The organism is Robertmurraya phoenicis (assembly GCF_047302285.1).
Taxonomy (GTDB): Bacteria; Bacillota; Bacilli; order Bacillales; family Cytobacillaceae; genus Robertmurraya.
In genome coordinates this window covers 1,150,459-1,170,483 of the sequence record NZ_CP154845.1, presented here as the reverse complement: position 1 = coordinate 1,170,483, position 20,025 = coordinate 1,150,459, and the positions used below count along the sequence as shown (strand labels likewise).

15 protein-coding genes are annotated in these 20,025 nt (G+C 38.1%); 4 read left to right on the top strand and 11 right to left on the bottom strand.

Annotated elements, in window-relative coordinates:
• Window positions 1-53: 53 nt before the first annotated feature.
• The 5 genes from AA0X71_RS05625 to AA0X71_RS05605 form a co-directional block, all read right to left on the bottom strand.
• Window positions 54-887, bottom strand: a complete 834-nt coding sequence (locus tag AA0X71_RS05625) for a dimethyl sulfoxide reductase anchor subunit family protein (protein ID WP_413360211.1) — start codon at window positions 885-887, stop codon at window positions 54-56.
• 75 nt (window positions 888-962) lie between these two features.
• The gene (locus tag AA0X71_RS05620) at window positions 963-1,496 is read right to left on the bottom strand and encodes a DMSO/selenate family reductase complex B subunit (protein ID WP_413362485.1); all 534 of its coding nucleotides are present in this window, start codon (window positions 1,494-1,496) and stop codon (window positions 963-965) included.
• A gap of 19 nt (window positions 1,497-1,515) precedes the next feature.
• The gene (locus AA0X71_RS05615; RefSeq protein ID WP_413360209.1) at window positions 1,516-4,092 is read right to left on the bottom strand and encodes a molybdopterin-dependent oxidoreductase; all 2,577 of its coding nucleotides are present in this window, start codon (window positions 4,090-4,092) and stop codon (window positions 1,516-1,518) included.
• Between the two features lie 58 nt (window positions 4,093-4,150).
• Window positions 4,151-4,867, bottom strand: a complete 717-nt coding sequence (locus tag AA0X71_RS05610) for a molecular chaperone (RefSeq protein ID WP_413360207.1) — start codon at window positions 4,865-4,867, stop codon at window positions 4,151-4,153.
• Between the two features lies 1 nt (window position 4,868).
• On the bottom strand, window positions 4,869-6,215 hold the full coding sequence (locus tag AA0X71_RS05605) for a radical SAM protein (RefSeq protein ID WP_413360204.1): 1,347 nt from the start codon (window positions 6,213-6,215) through the stop codon (window positions 4,869-4,871).
• A gap of 249 nt (window positions 6,216-6,464) precedes the next feature.
• Between AA0X71_RS05605 and AA0X71_RS05600 the strand changes: the two genes are divergently transcribed.
• The 4 genes from AA0X71_RS05600 to AA0X71_RS05585 all read left to right on the top strand — a co-directional run bounded on the left by AA0X71_RS05600 (window position 6,465) and on the right by AA0X71_RS05585 (window position 10,711).
• Window positions 6,465-7,664, top strand: a complete 1,200-nt coding sequence (locus AA0X71_RS05600; RefSeq protein ID WP_413360202.1) for a PucR family transcriptional regulator — start codon at window positions 6,465-6,467, stop codon at window positions 7,662-7,664.
• A gap of 66 nt (window positions 7,665-7,730) precedes the next feature.
• The gene (locus AA0X71_RS05595) at window positions 7,731-9,734 is read left to right on the top strand and encodes a molybdopterin-dependent oxidoreductase (protein WP_413360199.1); all 2,004 of its coding nucleotides are present in this window, start codon (window positions 7,731-7,733) and stop codon (window positions 9,732-9,734) included.
• A gap of 18 nt (window positions 9,735-9,752) precedes the next feature.
• Window positions 9,753-10,295: a 4Fe-4S dicluster domain-containing protein gene (locus AA0X71_RS05590; protein WP_413360197.1), complete on the top strand. Its 543-nt coding sequence runs from the start codon at window positions 9,753-9,755 to the stop codon at window positions 10,293-10,295.
• 230 nt (window positions 10,296-10,525) lie between these two features.
• On the top strand, window positions 10,526-10,711 hold the full coding sequence (locus tag AA0X71_RS05585) for an aspartyl-phosphate phosphatase Spo0E family protein (protein WP_413360194.1): 186 nt from the start codon (window positions 10,526-10,528) through the stop codon (window positions 10,709-10,711).
• A 189-nt stretch (window positions 10,712-10,900) separates the two neighbouring features.
• Here the strand turns inward: AA0X71_RS05585 and AA0X71_RS05580 are convergent, their stop codons facing one another.
• The 6 genes from AA0X71_RS05580 to AA0X71_RS05555 form a co-directional block, all read right to left on the bottom strand.
• Entirely contained in the window at window positions 10,901-12,685 is a 1,785-nt protein-coding gene (locus tag AA0X71_RS05580) for an L-lactate permease (protein WP_413360192.1), read from the bottom strand.
• A gap of 311 nt (window positions 12,686-12,996) precedes the next feature.
• Window positions 12,997-13,770: an IclR family transcriptional regulator gene (locus AA0X71_RS05575; RefSeq protein ID WP_413360190.1), complete on the bottom strand. Its 774-nt coding sequence runs from the start codon at window positions 13,768-13,770 to the stop codon at window positions 12,997-12,999.
• 69 nt (window positions 13,771-13,839) lie between these two features.
• Window positions 13,840-14,616: a fumarylacetoacetate hydrolase family protein gene (locus tag AA0X71_RS05570; RefSeq protein ID WP_413360188.1), complete on the bottom strand. Its 777-nt coding sequence runs from the start codon at window positions 14,614-14,616 to the stop codon at window positions 13,840-13,842.
• A gap of 199 nt (window positions 14,617-14,815) precedes the next feature.
• Complete coding sequence (locus AA0X71_RS05565) at window positions 14,816-16,996, bottom strand: malate synthase G (protein ID WP_413360185.1); 2,181 nt, start codon at window positions 16,994-16,996, stop codon at window positions 14,816-14,818.
• A 216-nt stretch (window positions 16,997-17,212) separates the two neighbouring features.
• Complete coding sequence (locus tag AA0X71_RS05560) at window positions 17,213-18,670, bottom strand: FAD-binding oxidoreductase (protein WP_413360182.1); 1,458 nt, start codon at window positions 18,668-18,670, stop codon at window positions 17,213-17,215.
• Window positions 18,670-20,025, bottom strand: coding sequence for a (Fe-S)-binding protein (locus AA0X71_RS05555; protein ID WP_413360180.1), 1,356 nt, complete (start codon window positions 20,023-20,025; stop codon window positions 18,670-18,672). The genes AA0X71_RS05560 and AA0X71_RS05555 overlap by 1 nt, the downstream gene beginning before the upstream one ends.

The window sequence follows — 20,025 nt, the reverse complement described above, 5'->3', positions numbered from 1 at the left end:
TTATTCATAAAAAAGAAAAAAGGAATGTTACACACCATCCCTTTTTCTTACATTTAAGCTCCTAATACATAAAACACATATCTACTCATGCCTTCAGCGAACACAAGGACAGCTAAAGCTACATATGCAAGGGAAAACGATACCTTTTGCTGCTTTGCCACGGAAAGATATCCCAGGAATCCTACACCTACTACTTCAATAACCCATCTTATCGCTACCGTTGTTTGGTAGTCTGCTAGTGAGGCTAAAGCATTCGTTCCTTCAATCATATTGACCTCAGGCATAACAGAACCAAATAGGGCGACCCCTACTAATTGAAGGGCAATTCCTCCTAAAGAAATATAGAAGGCATTTTTAATTAAACTTTGAGCCTTATCCTTTAGTACTGGTGCTAATAAGCTCGCAACTAGAACCGGTCCTAGAACGAAGGCCGTTCCATAAAAGGATGTAAACGTATTAACTGAACTCCAGCCGCTGACTAAAGAATTCGAATAAATCATCGCCATACAGTAAATATCAACTAAACCGATGAGAGCCGATACAATCAATAACCAATGATTGACTTTTTTCTGAATGAGAGCCAGTCCAGCTGTTACACACGCTGCTCCAATAAACAAACCTGTCACCAATATTTCTCGACTCATCCAGGAAGAACCTAGATTACGAATCGAGTTAAGGGCGTGCGACGGTGTTCCTAAGTGAGCGAATGAAGCAATTAATCCAACCAGCGACAATGCTGCAATGACGATTAATAGGATTCGCATCGCTTTAAATGATGTTTCTTCGCCTAATTTGTTTATTCCTTTATAGAAAATCGCTAGTGTCAAAATTCCACCGATGGCGATTTGCAGACAAACTGTAAATATTAACAATGCCCATTCGTGCATAGGAATAACCTCCTCTTTCAAAGCTTCTTATAATTTTCAAATGTTTCATTTCTCATCACTATCTCTGATACCTGATTAAGCATTAATGATAAGATTCGGTTTAGTAATCGTAGACGATGGAATTCCCTTAATATCTGCATTACTGCCATATTTTTTACGTAATTCGTCAATTGGTCCAAATTCAATGGCGCGCATAATGCAAGATGAAACACATACAGGCTCTTCCCCTTTTTCTCGTAAATCAAAACATGTATCACATTTTGTCATTTTTCCAAGTTCTTCACTGAATTGCGGGGCTCCATACGGACAATTCCAGACACAGTATTTACACCCTATGCATTTATCATGGTCAACTAACACCACTCCATCTTCAGCACGTTTGTACATTGCTCCTGTTGGACATCCTTGTACACAACCTGGTTCGGTACAATGATTACAGGAGATGGATACATGTGTTAAAGATGGTTTTGGAAATGTTCCTTCCTCAAAATCATAAACTCTACGAAAATTCCGTCCCACTTCTAAATCATTTTTATCCTTACATGCTACTGTACAAGTTTTGCATCCCACACATTCAGCAACATTTATATAAAAACCTAATTGAGTCATCATTCATGCCCTCCTTCTTCTAAAACTTGATAATTCGCTGCTCCCACTTTACATCCTCTTCTAAAGGCTCACCATTCCATTTTTCTACATTACAACGTGCTGAGTTAAATCCTGAGGAGCCAAGACCTTTCGGGATGTGCGCAACAAATAAGTTGTCTGCTCCAGCTCGATCAATACCCGTTTTCTCATCAATTTCGACCCATGCACCATGAGGTAATCCAATTGTTCCAGGAATAATCCCTTCCGTAATTTTTGCTGGACGCAGGGATTTTCCATATTCATTTGACATTAATACCGTGTCCCCATCCTTTATGCCCATTTCCTTCGCATCTCTTTGACTAATATATACCGGATTTGGCCATGCCTCACGCAACTGTGGAACATTATCAAATGTACTGTGAGAACGTCTTAAATAATGTGGATTAATCACTTGATAAGGATATTTCCCTTTTTTCTTCGTTTTCCAATCTTCAAAAGTTGTTTCATAGCCATGAACTTTTTCCTCATATTTTGGAATTGGAGCAATTTCAGAGTATGCTTTTTTTGATAACTCATTAATCGCTTTACAATAAATTTCAAATTTCCCACTTTCACTTGATACAGGATGTCCCTCGGGATCATCTATAAAATCCTTATAGGCAATAAAGCCAAAATTATCACCAGGTTTTCTCGAGATCTGATAAATTCCTTGATCAACAAATTCTTTTAAAGGAATTCTTCCTTGTTGCGGAGTGCCTTTAACACCCCATTCTTTAATATCATTCGCTGTAATTGTACATAATGGTTCATAATCAACCCCATTTTCTTTTACGACCATACTCCCAGCCAGTTGATTGAAATATTGTTGCTTCTCAGAAAGTGGGAATACTTTCACTGGATCTTTCCCTAGTGCCTTCAGCAATCCTTCAGCAATTTCTTGATCTGTTTTAGATTCATATAACGGCTCAATAATTTTTGACCAAGTAATGAGAATTTCGCGATTGCCACCCTTTACTGCTCCTTCTGTTTCCCATTGCGTAGCGACTGGTAACACGATATCTGCATATTTCGCATTTGTTGTAAGTGCATAGGCATTTGTCACAACAAACTCTACTTTACGATGAGCTTCAATCCCTTTGGCAATATTACTTCTTGTTTGTAATGTATTATTATAGTTGTGATAAATGAATTGAATATTTGCCTTTCTTTCTCCCTCATAACGTTGAAGGAATTTACCATCTAACACAGCATCCCAAATTTCATTTTCATTGATCATATTGTCAACAGAATTTGATACTCGCTCAGTTCCAGCTCCTCCTGAGGTTAAAAGCATCGGTCCCATATTTCCTGCGTATTCCCAACAGCTAACACCTGTCATATTCCCAGAACTTCCCATATGACCCGTCATCATACCTAGAGTTGAAAAGGCTTGAACCCAACCCTCTCCATTGCTAATTCGAGCAGGTGCCCACGCTGTCAATAATGACACTCGCTCAGTACCTCCAATGTCCCTTGCTAATTCACGGATTTTACTCGGTTCTACACCACAGATTTCCGATGCCCATTCAGGCGTTTTAGGTTGGCCATCATATGTTCCGAGAAGATAATCTTTAAAGTTATCCTGTGGATCAGCACCTTCTGGCATATGCTCTTTGTCAAATCCAATCGTATATTTATTTAAAAAATCCCATTTTACTAGTGGATTTGTTACTGGATTATCTTCATCTAGCAATGTATACATCATTCCAAATGCCAATGCATCATCTGTTCCCGGCCTAATTGGGACCCAATCTGCATCAAAAACATTTGCTGAATCCGTATACATTGGATCAATGGAAATAAAACGTGCTCCTGCTTTCTTTGCTTGGAGATAATTGTATGTCACACTTCCCATTGTGCTCCAAGCTGGATTCGCTCCCCAAAGAACAATTAATTGTGAATTGCGCAGATCAAGACGGTCGTTTATTCCGTTGACAGCTAACCCTTCGCCAACACCCATATTTTCGTAGATCCATCTCCATGCCCCCCATGAAGAACTACCATAACACGCAGAATATCCACCCATTTCCGACATGACATTCGTAATATTGATGTCTCCTCCAGTTACGAGGATCGATTCATTCCCATACTTCTCTGTAATTCGTTTTGTTTCCGCTGCAATTAATTCAAAAGCTTCATCCCAAGAAATCCGAACCCATTGATCATTTCCTCGAAGTTCTTTCTTGCCACCACCTGGCTCCCAGTTCTTTCTTTTCATTGGATATTTTAAGCGATCAGCATTAAATACTTGTTTTCGTTGAGAACGCCCTCTTAAACATCCTCTTTGCTGTGGATAATCCGGACTATCTGGATGAGTATCATCCGTTTTTTGACGAACAACAACTCCATCCTTAATTAACACCTTATTCAGACAACGACTTCCACAGTTATGCCAACAGGCTGCAGTTTTCCAAATCCCCTCACCATCGCTGTCCTCTATACCAATGCTTGCATCTGCTTTTGCAATTAGTCCCCGGCTTACCGGAATAGTAGCAGTAGCGGCAATGGCAGAAGACCATCCAATAAAAGATCTTCTAGACATTTTAAATTCATTTGCTTTTTTTAATAGGTCCAACATCGTGATCTCAATCTCCTTCCGTACATTTCTTTTTTTTGTGAAGTTCATACATAAATATTTATGTATGAACTTCATTTGGTGATATTTCTATATTCAATAATTCTTTAAGAACTGTTGAATCCACCGTTAAATAGTGCATTAAAATTTTAGCTAATCCTCGATAAAATTGAGTCTCCGCATTCGCAATCATCTTTTCACAAAATTTTGGTGCGAACTTCAACAAATGCTCATGCAGAAATTCTTCTTGAGCTTGTAACAAGTATTTCACTTCATACAATTGCTCTTCTTTTGTCGATTCGATCATTAATTTATTTAAATGGTAAATAAAATCGAGTTCTAAACCAATATGGTCCTCTGCTTCAACATTTTGCTTAGTCATTTCAAACCCAAATTTTTCATACATTTTCCGAACACTGATCGTACAATTTTGAAAAAGCATTGGTTCTTTTTGAACATAAATCGATTCCCAAGGTGGTACTGGTAACTCAAATGGTCCAATCATCATCCTTGTATAATCCCAGTGTAAATCATCAAAATCTTGTTGATTAAAAAGCACATCATATTCTTGAAAATATGCCTTTATATCTTCAACACCTTCTAAGATCCCTTCAGAATCTCCAGCAAAAGGAAATTGTTCGATCATTTTATGTTGAATAAAAATCTTCAAGTATTCTTGTCTAGGTTCTTCAATGAAAAATCTTCTTAAAATGTCATATGCATACTCTCTTCCAAAGAGAATATTAGTTAAACCAGGCATATCAATCTTTGTGTTCACTTCATTCTCCTCCTTTAACATCCTTCTCAAAAATATCTTCTAATTCAAAGAAGGAAGATGTTGTCCAATCCAAACCAATTTCCCGAAGATATCTTTCTTCCTCACTCTCTTCTGCAACTAGCGAAGAAATTGAAATCTCTAAATCTCTATTTTTTAAATAATGAATATCTAAAACGGAAAACTGGATAAAATCATGCTCGGTGTTTTCAATATAGAAAACATTTTCTCTATCAAATAATGCTTTCGCTTTCCTTATTTCTTTTCCAAATACTTTTGCTGTTTTTAAGAAATAATCCTTATTGGAAAAAATATAGGTTTTATCAAGGGTGTACTGATAATTTTGCTGGTATACTTGACCGGTATGTTTATTCTCAAGAGAGCAATAGTGAACCCCCAGCTTTAATTTTTCGTTCAAAGCAAACTCCACAAGTTCCAAACACTCTTTTTCACTGTCGGCAACGGCAAGTCCACCTGCATACCAATAGTTGTAATACATTTCATAAGGTGGATATTTTAATTGAAGTCCTCTTTCCTTAAAGGCACCAGCATTCCCTAATGGAAAACATAGCTCTAGTAGATTAATTCCAAAGATATCTAATTTCTCTAGCTTTAAAAGAAGGTCTTTCATTTCCTCTAATGTTCCAGGGATGACTGGCATTTCCACAAGAATATTGGGAATATAATCTTTTGAAAGGGCAATTTTTTCTAATAAGAAATTAATTCTGGCTACTGAGTCATCCATTTTGACACTAAAACGGATTTCGTTTAGATTGGCATTTTTTAGTTGTTTAAGTAATTCTTTATCGAGAAGGTCTCCTGTTGTATATAGTCTTGTATAGGTTTCGGGTGACTCCCTATCGGCCGTCTCAAAAAACTCGACAACTTCGTCCTTAAACAACAATGGCTCACCACCAGTAAGAGCTAAATGTTTCAATTTAATTCCTTGTGCCAATAAATCGAGAAGTTCCTTTTTAATGTCTTTTTGTTTATTTTTATAAAACAGATAATCATCTTGATTTGGGTTAAAACAGAAGAAACAATTTCTATGACATTTTAATGAGGGGTACGTTGTATAACTGTTACTTCCTGTTTGACAGGCTTCACATGCACTAGAAATTCTATTGACGACAACACTTTTATTATTATTTCTAACGGATGCACCAGCACGTTCTAAACTTTTCAATCTTTCATTTTTATCATAGAACGCAGTTTCTTTTTGAAACGGGAGTCCGAAGGTTTCTATCTGATGGAGCGTTTCACTTTCAATATTCGTGTAAATTTGAGCATAATGAATAAAAGATTTATTTTTAATTGAATACACATTGTCCATTGTTATTTTCCGAAGCATATTCTCACATCCTTATTAATAAATTATGTGAAACAAATCACATATTCTATTTCATTTTCATTATAGAATTGAGGAAATGGAATTAATACGTACCACGTATACAAAAAAAGTGGATGAAATTTGTCTACGGCGCCCAATCAATTTTTACGATCCTGTGACTTTGATTGTTGGATGACGGTGGGTGATTTAAGATGAAGATGAACTTATTAAAGATGAAGAAAGGAATGAAGCAACTTGCAGGAGAGGTTTTTGGTTCCACAGTTGATTCACGACTTGCTTATGGCCTCTCACGATGGGCTTATCGGGTTAGCGAATAAACTATCCGAAGTTTTATCTTATCCAATGATTATCACGGATTCTTTCTATCATGTATTAGCTTCTTCATTTAATAAAGAGTCCTTAGAAATCATGGTTTCAACTTCTTTTGAAAACTATTCCCAAACAGCTTTTTTTACATGCACGTTAAATGTAGATGGAATCGATTACCAAGCATACGGATATCCAATTAAATTAGGAACCCATAATGTTGGAAATCTTTTTTTGTTACTAGAAAATGAAGTGCAATTAGATATTGAAAACTATGAATCAATTATCCAATATGGAACATCTCTATGTTCATTCCGCATAAAGCAGATGGTCGATATTAAAAAAGAAAGTCAACGCTATAAAGATGCCTTTCTATTTGATCTCTTATATGGAAACTTTAAAAATAGAGATGATATTCTAGCATATGGTTCACTTTGGAAATGGGATTTTAATCAACCACATGCTGTTATCGTTCTTTCGATGATTGAATATAATCCTTATTCAGAAGATAGGCAACTCATAGATACATTGCTGTATTTAACAGAAAAAGCACTAGTTCAACATGGTTACGAACCTATTGCGATTCGCAAACAAAGTGAAGTTGTCCTTATCCTTCCCGTTAAAGAGCAGGCAAACTATACTCTACGTGCTAATCCTTGTGAGCTTATTTCTTATATCATCAAACAAACAAAAGAAAGTCCTATTGGGGATAGAGCAGCATGTGGTGTCGGGCAAGTGTACGAAAATCCGGGGGAACTTTTTCGAAGCTATCAGGAAGCAAAAGTCGCTTACGAAATTGGTTTGTTATTAAAAATCGAAATTCCTTATTTTCATGATATGGGACTCGAAAGAATTTTATATAAGCATGATCTCCAGGATCTGAAAGAGTACTACAATCATATTTTAGGTCCATTACAAAAATACGATGAGACGCAGGACGGGGATTTAATGTTTACCCTTGAAAGCTTTGCTCATCATCAATTTGATTTAAAGCAAACATCAGATACAATCTTTTTACATCGGAACACCCTGAGATATCGCATCAAGAAAATCGAGGAAATATTAAATATAAAATTAGATGATGTCAATAATCGCTTAAATATTGTTGCTGCTCTAAAAATAAAACAGCTCCACAATATTTAAGGGCTTTCACTAGATTTATGAATGTGAATTTTTGAACATAGAATCATCGAGAAAGGAGAAACTGCTGTGCAAATATATCGAAACGCCTGCCCTAGAAATTGTTACGGTACATGCAGCATGCTTTCTTATACCGAAAATGGAAAACTAGTAAAAGTATCCGGCGATCCGATGCATGGATTTACTCAAGGGCATTTATGTGCAAAAGGCTATGCATACACCCAATATGTCTATAATCCTTTACGTCTAAAATACCCAATGATGCAAACCGAGCGAGGTTCTGGGAATTGGGTCAGAATCTCTTGGGAGGAAGCCTACATTATCATCGCTGAAAAAATGTTAGAGCTATACGACCGCTATGATTCCAATCTTGCTAGTGGCTATAATAAATTTTCTGGAAACATAGGACTTCTCCATTATGCGGTAGAGGGAATGTTCAATAGCATCGGTCCCCATACGAAAGCCTTTGGCAATCTTTGTTTAGCAACAGGGGAAGAAGCCGTAAAAGAGTCATTCGGAAATCTCAACAGTCCTATCCCTGAAAAAATGGCTGAGTCGAAAATAATCTTTATTTGGGGAGCTAATCCTGCTGTGACGAATATTCATCAGATGAAATTCATCTATGCAGCAAGAAAAAATGGGGGCAAACTAGTCGTTATCGATCCAATTTTGACGGAAACTGCTTCAAAAGCAGATTTATATGTACAAATTAAGCCAGGTACTGATGCTTTACTAGCTCTTGGGATCGCTAAATGCTTACTTACCGACGCTCATATTGAGATAACCGAGATGAAGTGGAAAGGTTGGAATGAGTACAAGCAAATCTTACATCAACTCGATTTGTCTACCGTAGCTAAATTGACTGGAGTTAACACTGACACCATCCAAGAACTCGCTAACCTTTATGGGACGATTAAGCCGGCAACCACTTGGAATGGACTTGGAATCCAACGAAACAAATATGGCGGACTAAGTATTCAAGCCATTAATTCATTAGCTGCTATGTCCGGAAATCTAAATATGCCAAATGGAGGAGTTTATTTTACCCATACAGATTGTGAAGACTTTCCGATGAACTTGTTAAACTTTCCTGAAAAAAGGCATCCGAAAATCAAAAATTCAAGAATGATTAATTGCGCAAACTTTGCAACAGAGGCAAAAAACCTTAAAGCACCTCCACTTAAACTATTGTGGATTGCTTCTCGTAGTCCCCTTTCGCAAGACATGAATATTCATGTTTGGCAAGAGTTATTTAAAGAGTTAGAACTGATTGTCACCGTAGATCTCTTTATGACAAATACAGCAAAACTTTCCGACATCGTTCTCCCAGCAGCAAGTCATTTTGAAGAGGAGGACCTAAATGTTGGTTATTGGCACCATTGGCTCTCTTTAAATCAAAAATCAATTCCAGCCTATTATGAAGCAAAAAGTGACTTAATGATTGCTCGGGAGCTAACTAAAAAATTAAATGAGTTAAGTCCAGGTTTCTCCACATTTCCTCATGAACGTGAATCCCTAGATTGGATTGAACTGGAATTCTCTGAAGAGATTAAAGCCTTGTATGGTGTAAGCTCGTATAAAGACTTATTAACTGGTCCAAAACCACGGCAATCGAAAACCAGGAAAGATAAACATTTTTCTTTTATTCAGCTAGATGATGTGAAACCTTTGTTAACTAACATTCAAACAGACTCGAATGTGAAATCGACAGCTTATCCGTTCAGGCTTCTATCGCCACAATCATTACTAAAAATACACTCCCAATTTGCCTTATTAACTTGGCTTTATCCAAAACCAGATGAAACGATAATAGAAATTAACAGCGGAGTGGCGGAGACATTGAAGATTGACGACGGAGAAAAAATAAAAATCTGTAACGAACACGGCTTTATTATTGCTAGGGCTCAAAGAAATCAGCATCTTCCCCAGGATGTTGTTCTAGTAAGTCTAAGTCAAACGAACGAGAACTCTATTAATCAATTAATTGGCTCACAGCTTGAAAAGCAAGAAGAACTAACGAGCACTCATTTCTATGATTGTTTTGTTGATATTAAGAGTCTAAAATGTTTATAGAAGAAATGAGATGATTACATGTCTAAACAACTAGGTTTTATTTTCAATGCAGACCATTGTATCGGATGTACGGCATGTGAAATTGCCTGTCGAAACGAAAACCAAACAGAAGGAAATGTACGCTGGCGCAAAATATCAAAGCTAGCTGAAGGATTTCTTTCGATGGCATGCAATCACTGTAATAGTCCAGAGTGCTTTCGTGTTTGTCCAGAACATGCATTTATTAAGCGACATGACGGAATTGTTTTAATCGATTCCAACCTTTGTACCGGCTGTAGGCTATGTATATCAGCCTGTCCTTATGAAGCACCTCAATTTGACTTTGAAACAAATAAAGTAAGTAAATGCCAGATGTGTTATCCAAGACAGGATCAAGGACTTCCTCCTGCTTGTGTAGAAGCTTGTTCCACATTCGCATTACAATTGACTGATTTAGAAGACTTCTATGACCCACAATCAGTACCAGTGATTTCAGGAGTTCCCGACATTCGAATTACGCAACCATCTGTAGTGTTTTATCCAATCACCGGAAAGAAAAGACACTTTCTTGTTCATTCATAACATTTTAGAACCATACCTCTTTATAAAAAATATCGAGAAATCTCGAATTTTTTTATTTCGGTGTGGAAAATATCACTGTTATCTGTTAAAATTTGTATTAAAATGAAATAAGACCCTTTATTGCCTTAGTTTTGGGAATAAGGGGTTTTATTTATGGCATGCGATTACAACCTTTGCGATGACATCCTTATTCATTCCACTATTTTTCACTAATTTAAGGAGTTATTTAGATGTCCAAGTCCTATTTAGAAGAAAGCCTTTTCTACAAAATTGAAACAGTAAGGAAAGAAATGATTACAACCGGAATAAGGGAAGGTCTATCAAGTAAAAATACAATTCAATTAAGCCAGATGCTCGATCAATATGTTCTTCAATATCAAAAACTCAATTTAACGAGTTTAAAAAAGAACTATTAGCAAATTGATGGTGCACAACACCAAATCATTCCAACACTAAATGGAAAGCGGTTACATTTACACTTTCTACTAAAATACTTCTTCATTACGCACTTATCTCTCTCCATTTAATTCTTCTAAATCATTAAACAAACACAAATAAAGCAACCTAGAGGCAGACTATCCTCTAGGCATACTTTTGACGATCCTTTATTTAGGCGTATTAATCCCTGAATTATTCACCAATAGATTGGCTCTTTTTTGATTGGTTGCGATAATATAAATCGCTCCGATTGCAATTAAAAGCGCAATGATTGAGCCGATATTAAACCAACCTTTATCAGCAAACCAAACGATGGAGTAACCAAGTGAACCTGCAAAAAGTGAATAGTAAGCGAATGGAAGAAGTGTTTTTCGAATAACGGTCCCTTCCTTCCCTACTAGACCAACAACTGCGGAAGCGGCTACAACATTATGAACACAAATCATATTTCCGGCAGCTCCACCTACCGCTTGAAGAGCAACGATCCATGTTGGATCAACACCAATTTGCGAACCTACGTCATATTGGAATAAAGAAAACATCATATTACTTACCGTATTACTACCAGCAATGAATGCCCCTAATCCACCGATAAAGGTTGCAAAAATAGGCCAGAAATCACCTGTCAAAGCTGCGACTGCATTTGCTAATTCGATTGGCATGCGCTCAAAACCTGCAGCTCCACCTCCCGTGTTCAAGAAAACTTGAACCATTGGAACCGTGAAGATAAGCGCAGTTGAGGCTGACAGCATAGTTTTTCCTGAATGTGACCATGCTCTCCCATATGCTTTTCCATTCATTCCATGAATGAAATACGTGATAACAGAGACGAGAATGAATATAAACCCTGGAGAGTATAGAGGTTGGAAGCTAGTTGTAATTCCTGAGCCGAAAATGTTTTCCCACTTTAAAGTCCATGATTGTGTCCATTCTAAAAATGGAAGCGATTGCAATCTGGTCAATACGAGAAATACTCCGATCAGTACATATGGAGTCCACGCTCTAACCATACTCATACCGCCACTTTTATGAGTAATATCTTTAATTTCTAATTTACCAATCCATTCAGGATCCCATTTTGATTTTTCTTCAAAATCCCAAATATCATCTTCTTTAGGCATGAATAGCCCTTTTTTCGCTGCAAAAATCACAATAGCTAAACCGACTAAACCACCAATCATTGATGGAAATTCAGGTCCAAGTGTATTGGCAACGATTACATAAGGAACCGTCATCGCAAAAGCAGAGAATAAAGCGAACTTCCATATTTTTAACCCTTCAGTAAAAGATTTATTTTTTCCGAAAAATCTAGTCATTAAAGCAACAACGATTAATGGTATGAGTGTGCCTGAAATCATATGAAGGATGGACACCTTTTCAGCTATATCAACGGTCAAAGCTAAAAAGTCATTTGAAAGGCTTGTATCTGCTGAAAGTCCTGACTGAACTCCTACGAGCATCGGTGTACCTACCGCACCAAAAGATACGGGTGTACTTTGAATAATCATTCCTGCTACAACGGCGGCCATTGCAGGAAACCCTAATCCTACCATCAACGGAACAGCTACGGCAGCAGGTGTTCCAAATCCCGCAGATCCCTCGATAAATGACCCAAATAACCAGGCAACAATAATTACTTGGATCCGTCGGTCTGGCGAAATATCTGTAAATCCTTGGCGAATCGTTTTAATCCCACCGCTCTCTTGAAGCGTATTCAATAATAATATCGCTCCAAAAATAATGTACAATAATGTACCAGCGGTAAATAGACCATGTAATGATGCCGCTGCAACATTTGCACCTGGAACCTTCCAAACAAATAACGCCAGTCCAATCGCAACTAAATAGGAGATTGGCATCGCCTTACTTGCTGGCCATCTAAGCCCGACAAGAAAGATTGCTACTGCAATAATTGGCAATAGCGATAAAAAAGCTAGCATACCTGTACTCATAACATTTCCCCTTTCGTTTGATAATAAAGAACAATAATTCCATTTGTTGCTTATCAGAAAACAAAGTTATATAACAATATAATTAATGTTATATAACAGTTGATTCCTATTTAAATTATACACGCTTTTTTCATAGTTTCAATAATTTTTAGAAAATTTCGTTCATTTAATTATGACAAGAATCCTCAAAACCATCACAACGTTTGTCGTACTTCAAACCCTTCCTTCAGACTCGTGAAATAAAAAAATTTGCTTGAAATATCTTTTTTGTAAATAATTCTTACAAAACAAGATTTCAAACAAATTTGAGCTTAAATCGTATGAACATAGCCAAGTCTTCCCGATATTTTATTACCCGCTTCTTTCATCTTTATTTTTAATTGTTCCAACCTCTCCTCTGTCATCCGCATCGTAGGTCCAGAAATGCTCACAGAAGCAATCACCTTACCTAAATGATCGAAGAGCGGTACCGCTATACACGTAATCCCGTACTCATTTTCTTCTAAATCAAGGGCATATCCCTTCTGTTTGATACTGACTAATTCTTTTAAGAATACATCTTTTTCAGTGATCGTTGCTTCTGTATGAATCGGAAGCCCCTTTCGATCAATGATGTCCTCCACAACATTTATTGGTAAATAGGCGAGAATCGCTTTTCCAACTGATGTACAATGCATCGGTGCTCTTTTTCCAACTTTTGAATGCATCCGTAATGTTTGATTCCCATCCAGTTTTTCGATATACACGACTTCACCTTGATCCCATACAGCAAGATGGATGACTTCATTCGTTTCACGTTCAAGATCCAAAAGATATGGCTTAGCTTCCGTTCTTATATCAATCGATTCTAATAGTTTAGAACTAATATCAAGAAACTTATAGCCTAATTTATATCGTCCTGTATCTTCGTCTTGTTCAATATAGCCATATTGAGCTAATGTGGAGAGGATACGATAGACAGAGCTTTTGTTGATGTCGATTTGCTTTGCAATTTCCGTTACCCCTAGTCCCCCTTTTTTTGAACTAACAAGGGTAATAATATCCAATGCTCTCCCCACTGACTTTACCATATTGTCTCTTTCCATCCCGTTCACCCCTACTTTTATATCGAAAGGCTCTTTTTTGAGTAAAAAGAGCCTTTCGCTAACATGATCTTAACGATCCACTGAAACAGTTGCTTTCACAAAAGGATTTTTCAGTGTCCCAATTTCCTCTATCTCACATTCTATCACATCTCCAGAATGAACAAACTCTGCTCCCACTGGGCTACCCGTTAAAATAACATCTCCTGGCTGTAAGGTCATTACATGTGAAAGATACGAAATCATCTTTTGAGTCGAGATGATCATTAATTCTGGACCACTATTTTGCTTTTCTTCCCCATTTAATCTAGCTTTCACCCTAATGTCCAAAGGATTCAATTCTGTTTCAATGATCGGTCCTAATGGAGTAAAAGTATCAAACGACTTTCCAATTGTCCAATGACCAGCTTCATGGAAAAAGTCAGGGGCGGTTACGTCATTGCCAACCGTGTAACCAAACACATAATCAAAAACGTCTGCTTCAGATATATTTTTGGCCTCTTTCCCAATAACAACAGCAAGTTCAGATTCAAATTTTACCGTATCACAGCCTGAAGGAATAACAATATCTTCTTCAGGACCAATGACTGATGAAGTTGGCTTAAAAAAGAAAACCGGAATTTCTGGTAGTTCACTAGGTAGATCATCTGTACTTGCCACATAGTTAGCACCAATCCCAATGATTTGATTAGGTACTAACGGGGCTAGCAATTTCACTTCACTCCTTGAAAAAACCTTACCTGTGTAATCCCAGTCTGTAAAAATATCACCCTTAATCTCTCTTATGACATCATCCACTATGACACCTGTATATTCAGTAGAGTCCACAGTAATGCGTGTAAATTTCATGATTCCACTCCTCTCTTTAAAAAAACGAGCTGTCCGAATAACTCACCTATTCGGACAGGCCCATGACATTAGCGACTCAATCTGTCCGAATAATCCTTACACGATAATGAAAAGGATTTTCCTTCAGACTATTCCTTTTATCTTTCATATAAATCCACTCTTAAATCCTTCTATAAACCTGTTAACCCTGTTTTACTACTTAGTTTCCGACTGCAATCTTTGCTTTAAATTCCGCGCGGCGACGATGTAAAATTGGCTCTGTATATCCGCTCGGCTGTTCGTATCCTTTAAAAACTAAGTCACATGCTGCCTGGAAAGCAACGGAATTGTCATAGTTTGCAGCCATTGAACGGTAATTTTCATCGCCTGCATTTTGTTCATCTACAACCTTCGCCATACGTTTCAGCGTTTCTAATACTTGTGCTTCTGTCACTATTCCGTGATGTAGCCAGTTAGCCATATGCTGACTTGAGATACGTAATGTGGCTCGGTCCTCCATTAGTCCAATATTGTTAATATCCGGTACTTTAGAGCATCCGACCCCTTGCTCAACCCAACGAACAACATAACCAAGAATTCCTTGTGCATTATTATCAAGTTCTTGTTGTATTTCCTCTGAAGTCCATGCTGGATTTACAGCAACTGGGATTTGTAAAATTTCATCTCGATAGTCAATCGAACCATCCTTCAATAGCTCGTTTTGAACAGCAATAACATCAACCTCATGATAATGAAGTGAATGCAAAATTGCTGCTGTCGGAGATGGTACCCAGGCTGTATTCGCACCTGACTTGGGATGACCAATTTTTTGCTTAATCATCTCTGCCATTAGATCAGGGATCGCCCACATTCCTTTACCAATTTGTGCATGTCCTTGGAAACCTACAGATAATCCAACATTTACGTTTGAGTTTTCATAGCCTTTCAGCCATGCAGTTGATTTCATATCGTTCTTACGAATCATCGCTCCTGCTTCCATAGAAGTGTGCATTTCATCTCCAGTACGATCAAGGAATCCTGTATTAATAAATACAATCCGTTCTTTTACCTTACTAATCGCATTCTTTAAATTAAGCGAGGTTCTTCTTTCCTCATCCATAACGCCAATCTTTAATGTATTGCGCTCAAGTCCAAGGAGATCCTCTACTTGATTGAACAATTCATTCGCAAATGCGACCTCAGTAGAACCATGCATTTTTGGTTTCACGATATAAATGGAACCTTTTGTACTATTCTGGTACTTCCCATTTCCTAATAATGTATGCTTCCCTATTAAACTCGTAATAACGGTATCCATGATTCCTTCTGGGATCTCTTCCCCATTCGGTCCAAGAATCGCATTTGTTGTCATTAAGTGACCAACGTTTCTTGTAAACATTATCGAACGGCCATTTAATGTAATTTCTTCTCCGGTTGGAGATGTGTATATACGGTCAGGATTCATCGAACGAGTAATCGTTTTTCCGCCTTTTTGGAATGTGGCTGTTAAATCTCCTCGCATTAAACCAAGCCAATTGCGATAAACATGGGTCTTATCTTCAGCATCAACAGCTGCCACAGAATCTTCGCAATCCATAATCGTCGTTAAAGCAGACTCCATAAGTACATCTTTGACACCAGCTTTATCAGACTTCCCGATTGGGGATTGAGCGTCAATTTGAATTTCAAAATGTAGTCTATTATTTTTCAAAAGAATAGCAGACGGCTCCTCTGCACTACCTTGATATCCTACTAATTTTGACTGATCCACTAATGCAGTCGTACTTCCATTTTCTAGCGTTACTACAAGCTTGCCATCAACCACCTCATATTTAACTGCATCTTTATGTGAAGCATCAATAAGTGTGGCTGCTTGATCGAGGAAGTTTCTCGCAAATTGAATGACCTTTTCTCCCCTTATTGGATTGTAGCCACCGCCACGGTGAGCACCATCCTCTTCACTAATGACATCGGTTCCATAAAGAGCATCGTATAAGCTTCCCCAACGAGCATTGGCAGCATTTAGAGCATAGCGAGCATTATCAACAGGAACTACAAGCTGTGGACCAGGTTGAGATGCAACCTCATCATCAACATTAGTAGTTGTTACTTTGTAATCTTCTACTTCAGGCTCTAAATAGCCGATCTCCTCTAAAAAGCTCTTGTATTGTGCAAAATTAAATTCCTGCTGTTCTTTATGCCATGTATGAATTTTCTCTTGAATTTCATCACGAATAGCAAGTAGTTCTTTATTTCTTGGAGCTAAATCTTCTAAAAGCTTCTCTAAGCCTTCCCAAAATTCTCCTTGCTCAACCCGGCTCTCTGGTAGCGCTTCCTTGTTCATGAAATCAGCTAGCACTCGTGCAACCTGAAGATTACCAATTTTCACGTATTCAGACATCTGTAAATCCTCCTTATTTTTATTGTTTGTTATTACGCAACAGTGTTTCACATAACATCTAAAAAAATAATATCATGAGAAAAAACATCTTTCAATAATTTTCTAAAAATTTTATCTTTTGTTTTGAATGTATTTCAATGAATCAATGTGATCGATTTTTATTTATTTAGTGGAACCTAACGATGCTATTTATTCACCGTCAGGTTCAGATTTCCTTTAGGAAGTCTTCAATGCTTCCTTCATTTCTTTTTTTATCTCTACACAGCGCCCTGGTGTAGGGAACAGCTTACCAGCATTCAACAAGTTTTTAGGATTAAATACATCACGAATATCCGTCTGCGCCATAATTTCGCGATCCGTGAACACAAAGCGCATTTCTTCTCTTTTTTCGATTCCGACACCATGTTCGCCCGTAATCGTACCACCTACATCTGCACAAACTTGAAGACATTCACTTCCCGCTGCTAATGCTTTCTCTGTTTCTCCCGGCTTCCTCGCATCAAAAAGGACGAGAGGATGTAAATTTCCATCGCCAGCATGAAAAATATTAGCGATTCTAAGTCCACTTTCCTCACTGATTTTATTGATTCTTGCTAGCACTTCTGGAAGCTTACTGCGAGGGATCACTCCATCCTGCACAAGATAGTCTGGAGAGATGGCTCCCATTGCGCCAAACCCTGTCTTTCGGTTTGCCCACCATCTACCTCTTTCTTCTTCACTTTGCGCCACTTTTACCTCTCTTACATTACGATTATTACACACTTCTAAAATTTGATTAATCTGTTCCTCAATTCCTGCTGATATTCCATCTACTTCTATCAATAGTACCGCTTCGATGTCTTTTGGGTGACCAACAGGAAATGCCGCTGCCTCAACCCCTGCAATCGCCGTCTTATCCATCATTTCTAGTGCAGCTGGGACAATTCCTGATGAGACAATATCGGATACCGCTAGGCTACCATCCTCCACCTTGTCAAAATAAGCGAGGACTGTTTGCTTTGCTTCTGGGTTTTTCAGTATCCGAACAGTGATTTTCGTGACAATTCCTAACGTCCCCTCTGATCCTGTCAAAAGGCCCAACAAATCATAGCCTGGTGCATCAGGAACTCCATTGCTACTAATATCAATAATTTCTCCGTTTGGCATAACAACCTCTAGACCCAAAATATGATTTGTTGTCACTCCATACTTCAAACAATGTGCTCCACCTGCGTTTTCAGCTACATTCCCACCAATCGTACACGCATATTGGCTGGAAGGATCAGGTGCATAATAATAGCCTTTATGAGCAATCGAATTCGTTAATTTAAGGTTAACAAAACCTGGTTCGACAACGGCACGTCTGTTCTCCAGATCGACGCTCATCAACCGCTTCATTTTAACTAAACTAATGATCACCTCTCCGTTTACAGGAATGGCACCTCCGCTTAGCCCTGTCCCTGCACCACGGGCAAGAAAAGGTAATTGATTGGCATCGCAATATTTGACTACCTCAGCTACCTCTTTTGTATTATTCGGAAAGACTACTGCCTTCGGGAGATGCTTGTGAATCGTAAACCCATCACAATCATAAGCGAGCAAATCAGGCTGTTTATATAGAATATCTTTTTCTCCTACTATTTTTGCTAGATTGATAATATCCTTGTCAGTCGTTTGCAATCTCTTTTTCGCCATTATTCTCCCCTCTCTTTCTCTTCTTTTTGATAAGCCCAATCAAGTAGCTGGACTGTATGAACAATTTTTTGATTTCTTCCATACTTTTCGACACCAACAGCCATTTGCAGCATACAACCAGGATTACCCATTGATATCATTTCAACGTCCTCGGGTACATTTTTCATTTTGCTTTCAAGAACGGCTCCTGCCATCTCAGGATTGGTCATATTATAGACTCCAGCACTGCCACAGCACCGGTCCGCATTCGGCATTTGAACCATTTCTACGCCTGGAATATTGATTAACAAATCCCTCGGTTCCTCACGAACACCTTGACCATGGGCTAAGTGACACGCATCATGATAGGTAATACGCGTATTCAATTGCGCTTTCGGTTTTTCATATCCAGTATCATATAAATGTTTTGAAATATCCTCTACTTTTTTGGAAAATTTTTCGGCTTTTTCATGCCATTCAGGTTCTTCACGGAATAGTTCTGGGTACTCCTTTAACATACATCCACAACCCGCCGCATTCGTAATAACCTTCTCCGCATCCTTGAATGCTTCTATATTCTTCTTTGCTAACTTTCTCCCCGTCTCACGGTCACCTGCATGAACATGAAGGGCTCCACAGCAGGTTTGGTTTTTAGGAATGATCACATCATTTCCATTTTTCGTTAGCACATTGATCGTCGATTCATTGATATCACTAAACATCACATCCATAATGCATCCCGTTAACATGGCGACCTCACGCTTTGATTCGCCCTTTGCCTTAATAACCTCTTGATCTTTAAACTTCTTTTGTATAGGTGTCCCGATTTCTGGCATAATGGATTCCATTTCAACTAGATGCTTTGGCATGATGTTAATCAGACCTGTTTTGCGGACAACCTTTTGTAATCCGCTCTTTTGGTAAAATTTAAGCAGATTTCCTAAAGAATGCAGACGATTTGCGTGAGGAAATAATCCTTCTAATAGGAATTTGCTTGTCGTCCCCTTCCATCCTTTCAGAGGCATCGCTTGACGAACCTGACCACGAGCTTCTTCAATTAAGCCTCCTACATCAACATCGGCAGGGCAAGCCGTAGTACAGGCGCGGCAATCTAAACAAACGAATACGGGGTCCGAAAAGTCTTCATCAACGACTAATTTTCCTTCTGCAACTGATTTAATTAGATGAACTCGTCCTCTTGGTGAATGCTGTTCCTGACCAGTTTGTTCATAGGTTGGACATGCCTCTAAGCATAAACCACAATGGACGCAGTCTGCCCACTTATTCTCATCTGGTGGATCGCTCCATAAATAATTACTTAAAGAGTTCGTTTGACAAGTAGGCTCACTTTTCAGCTCCGTTTCTCTTAAACTCAA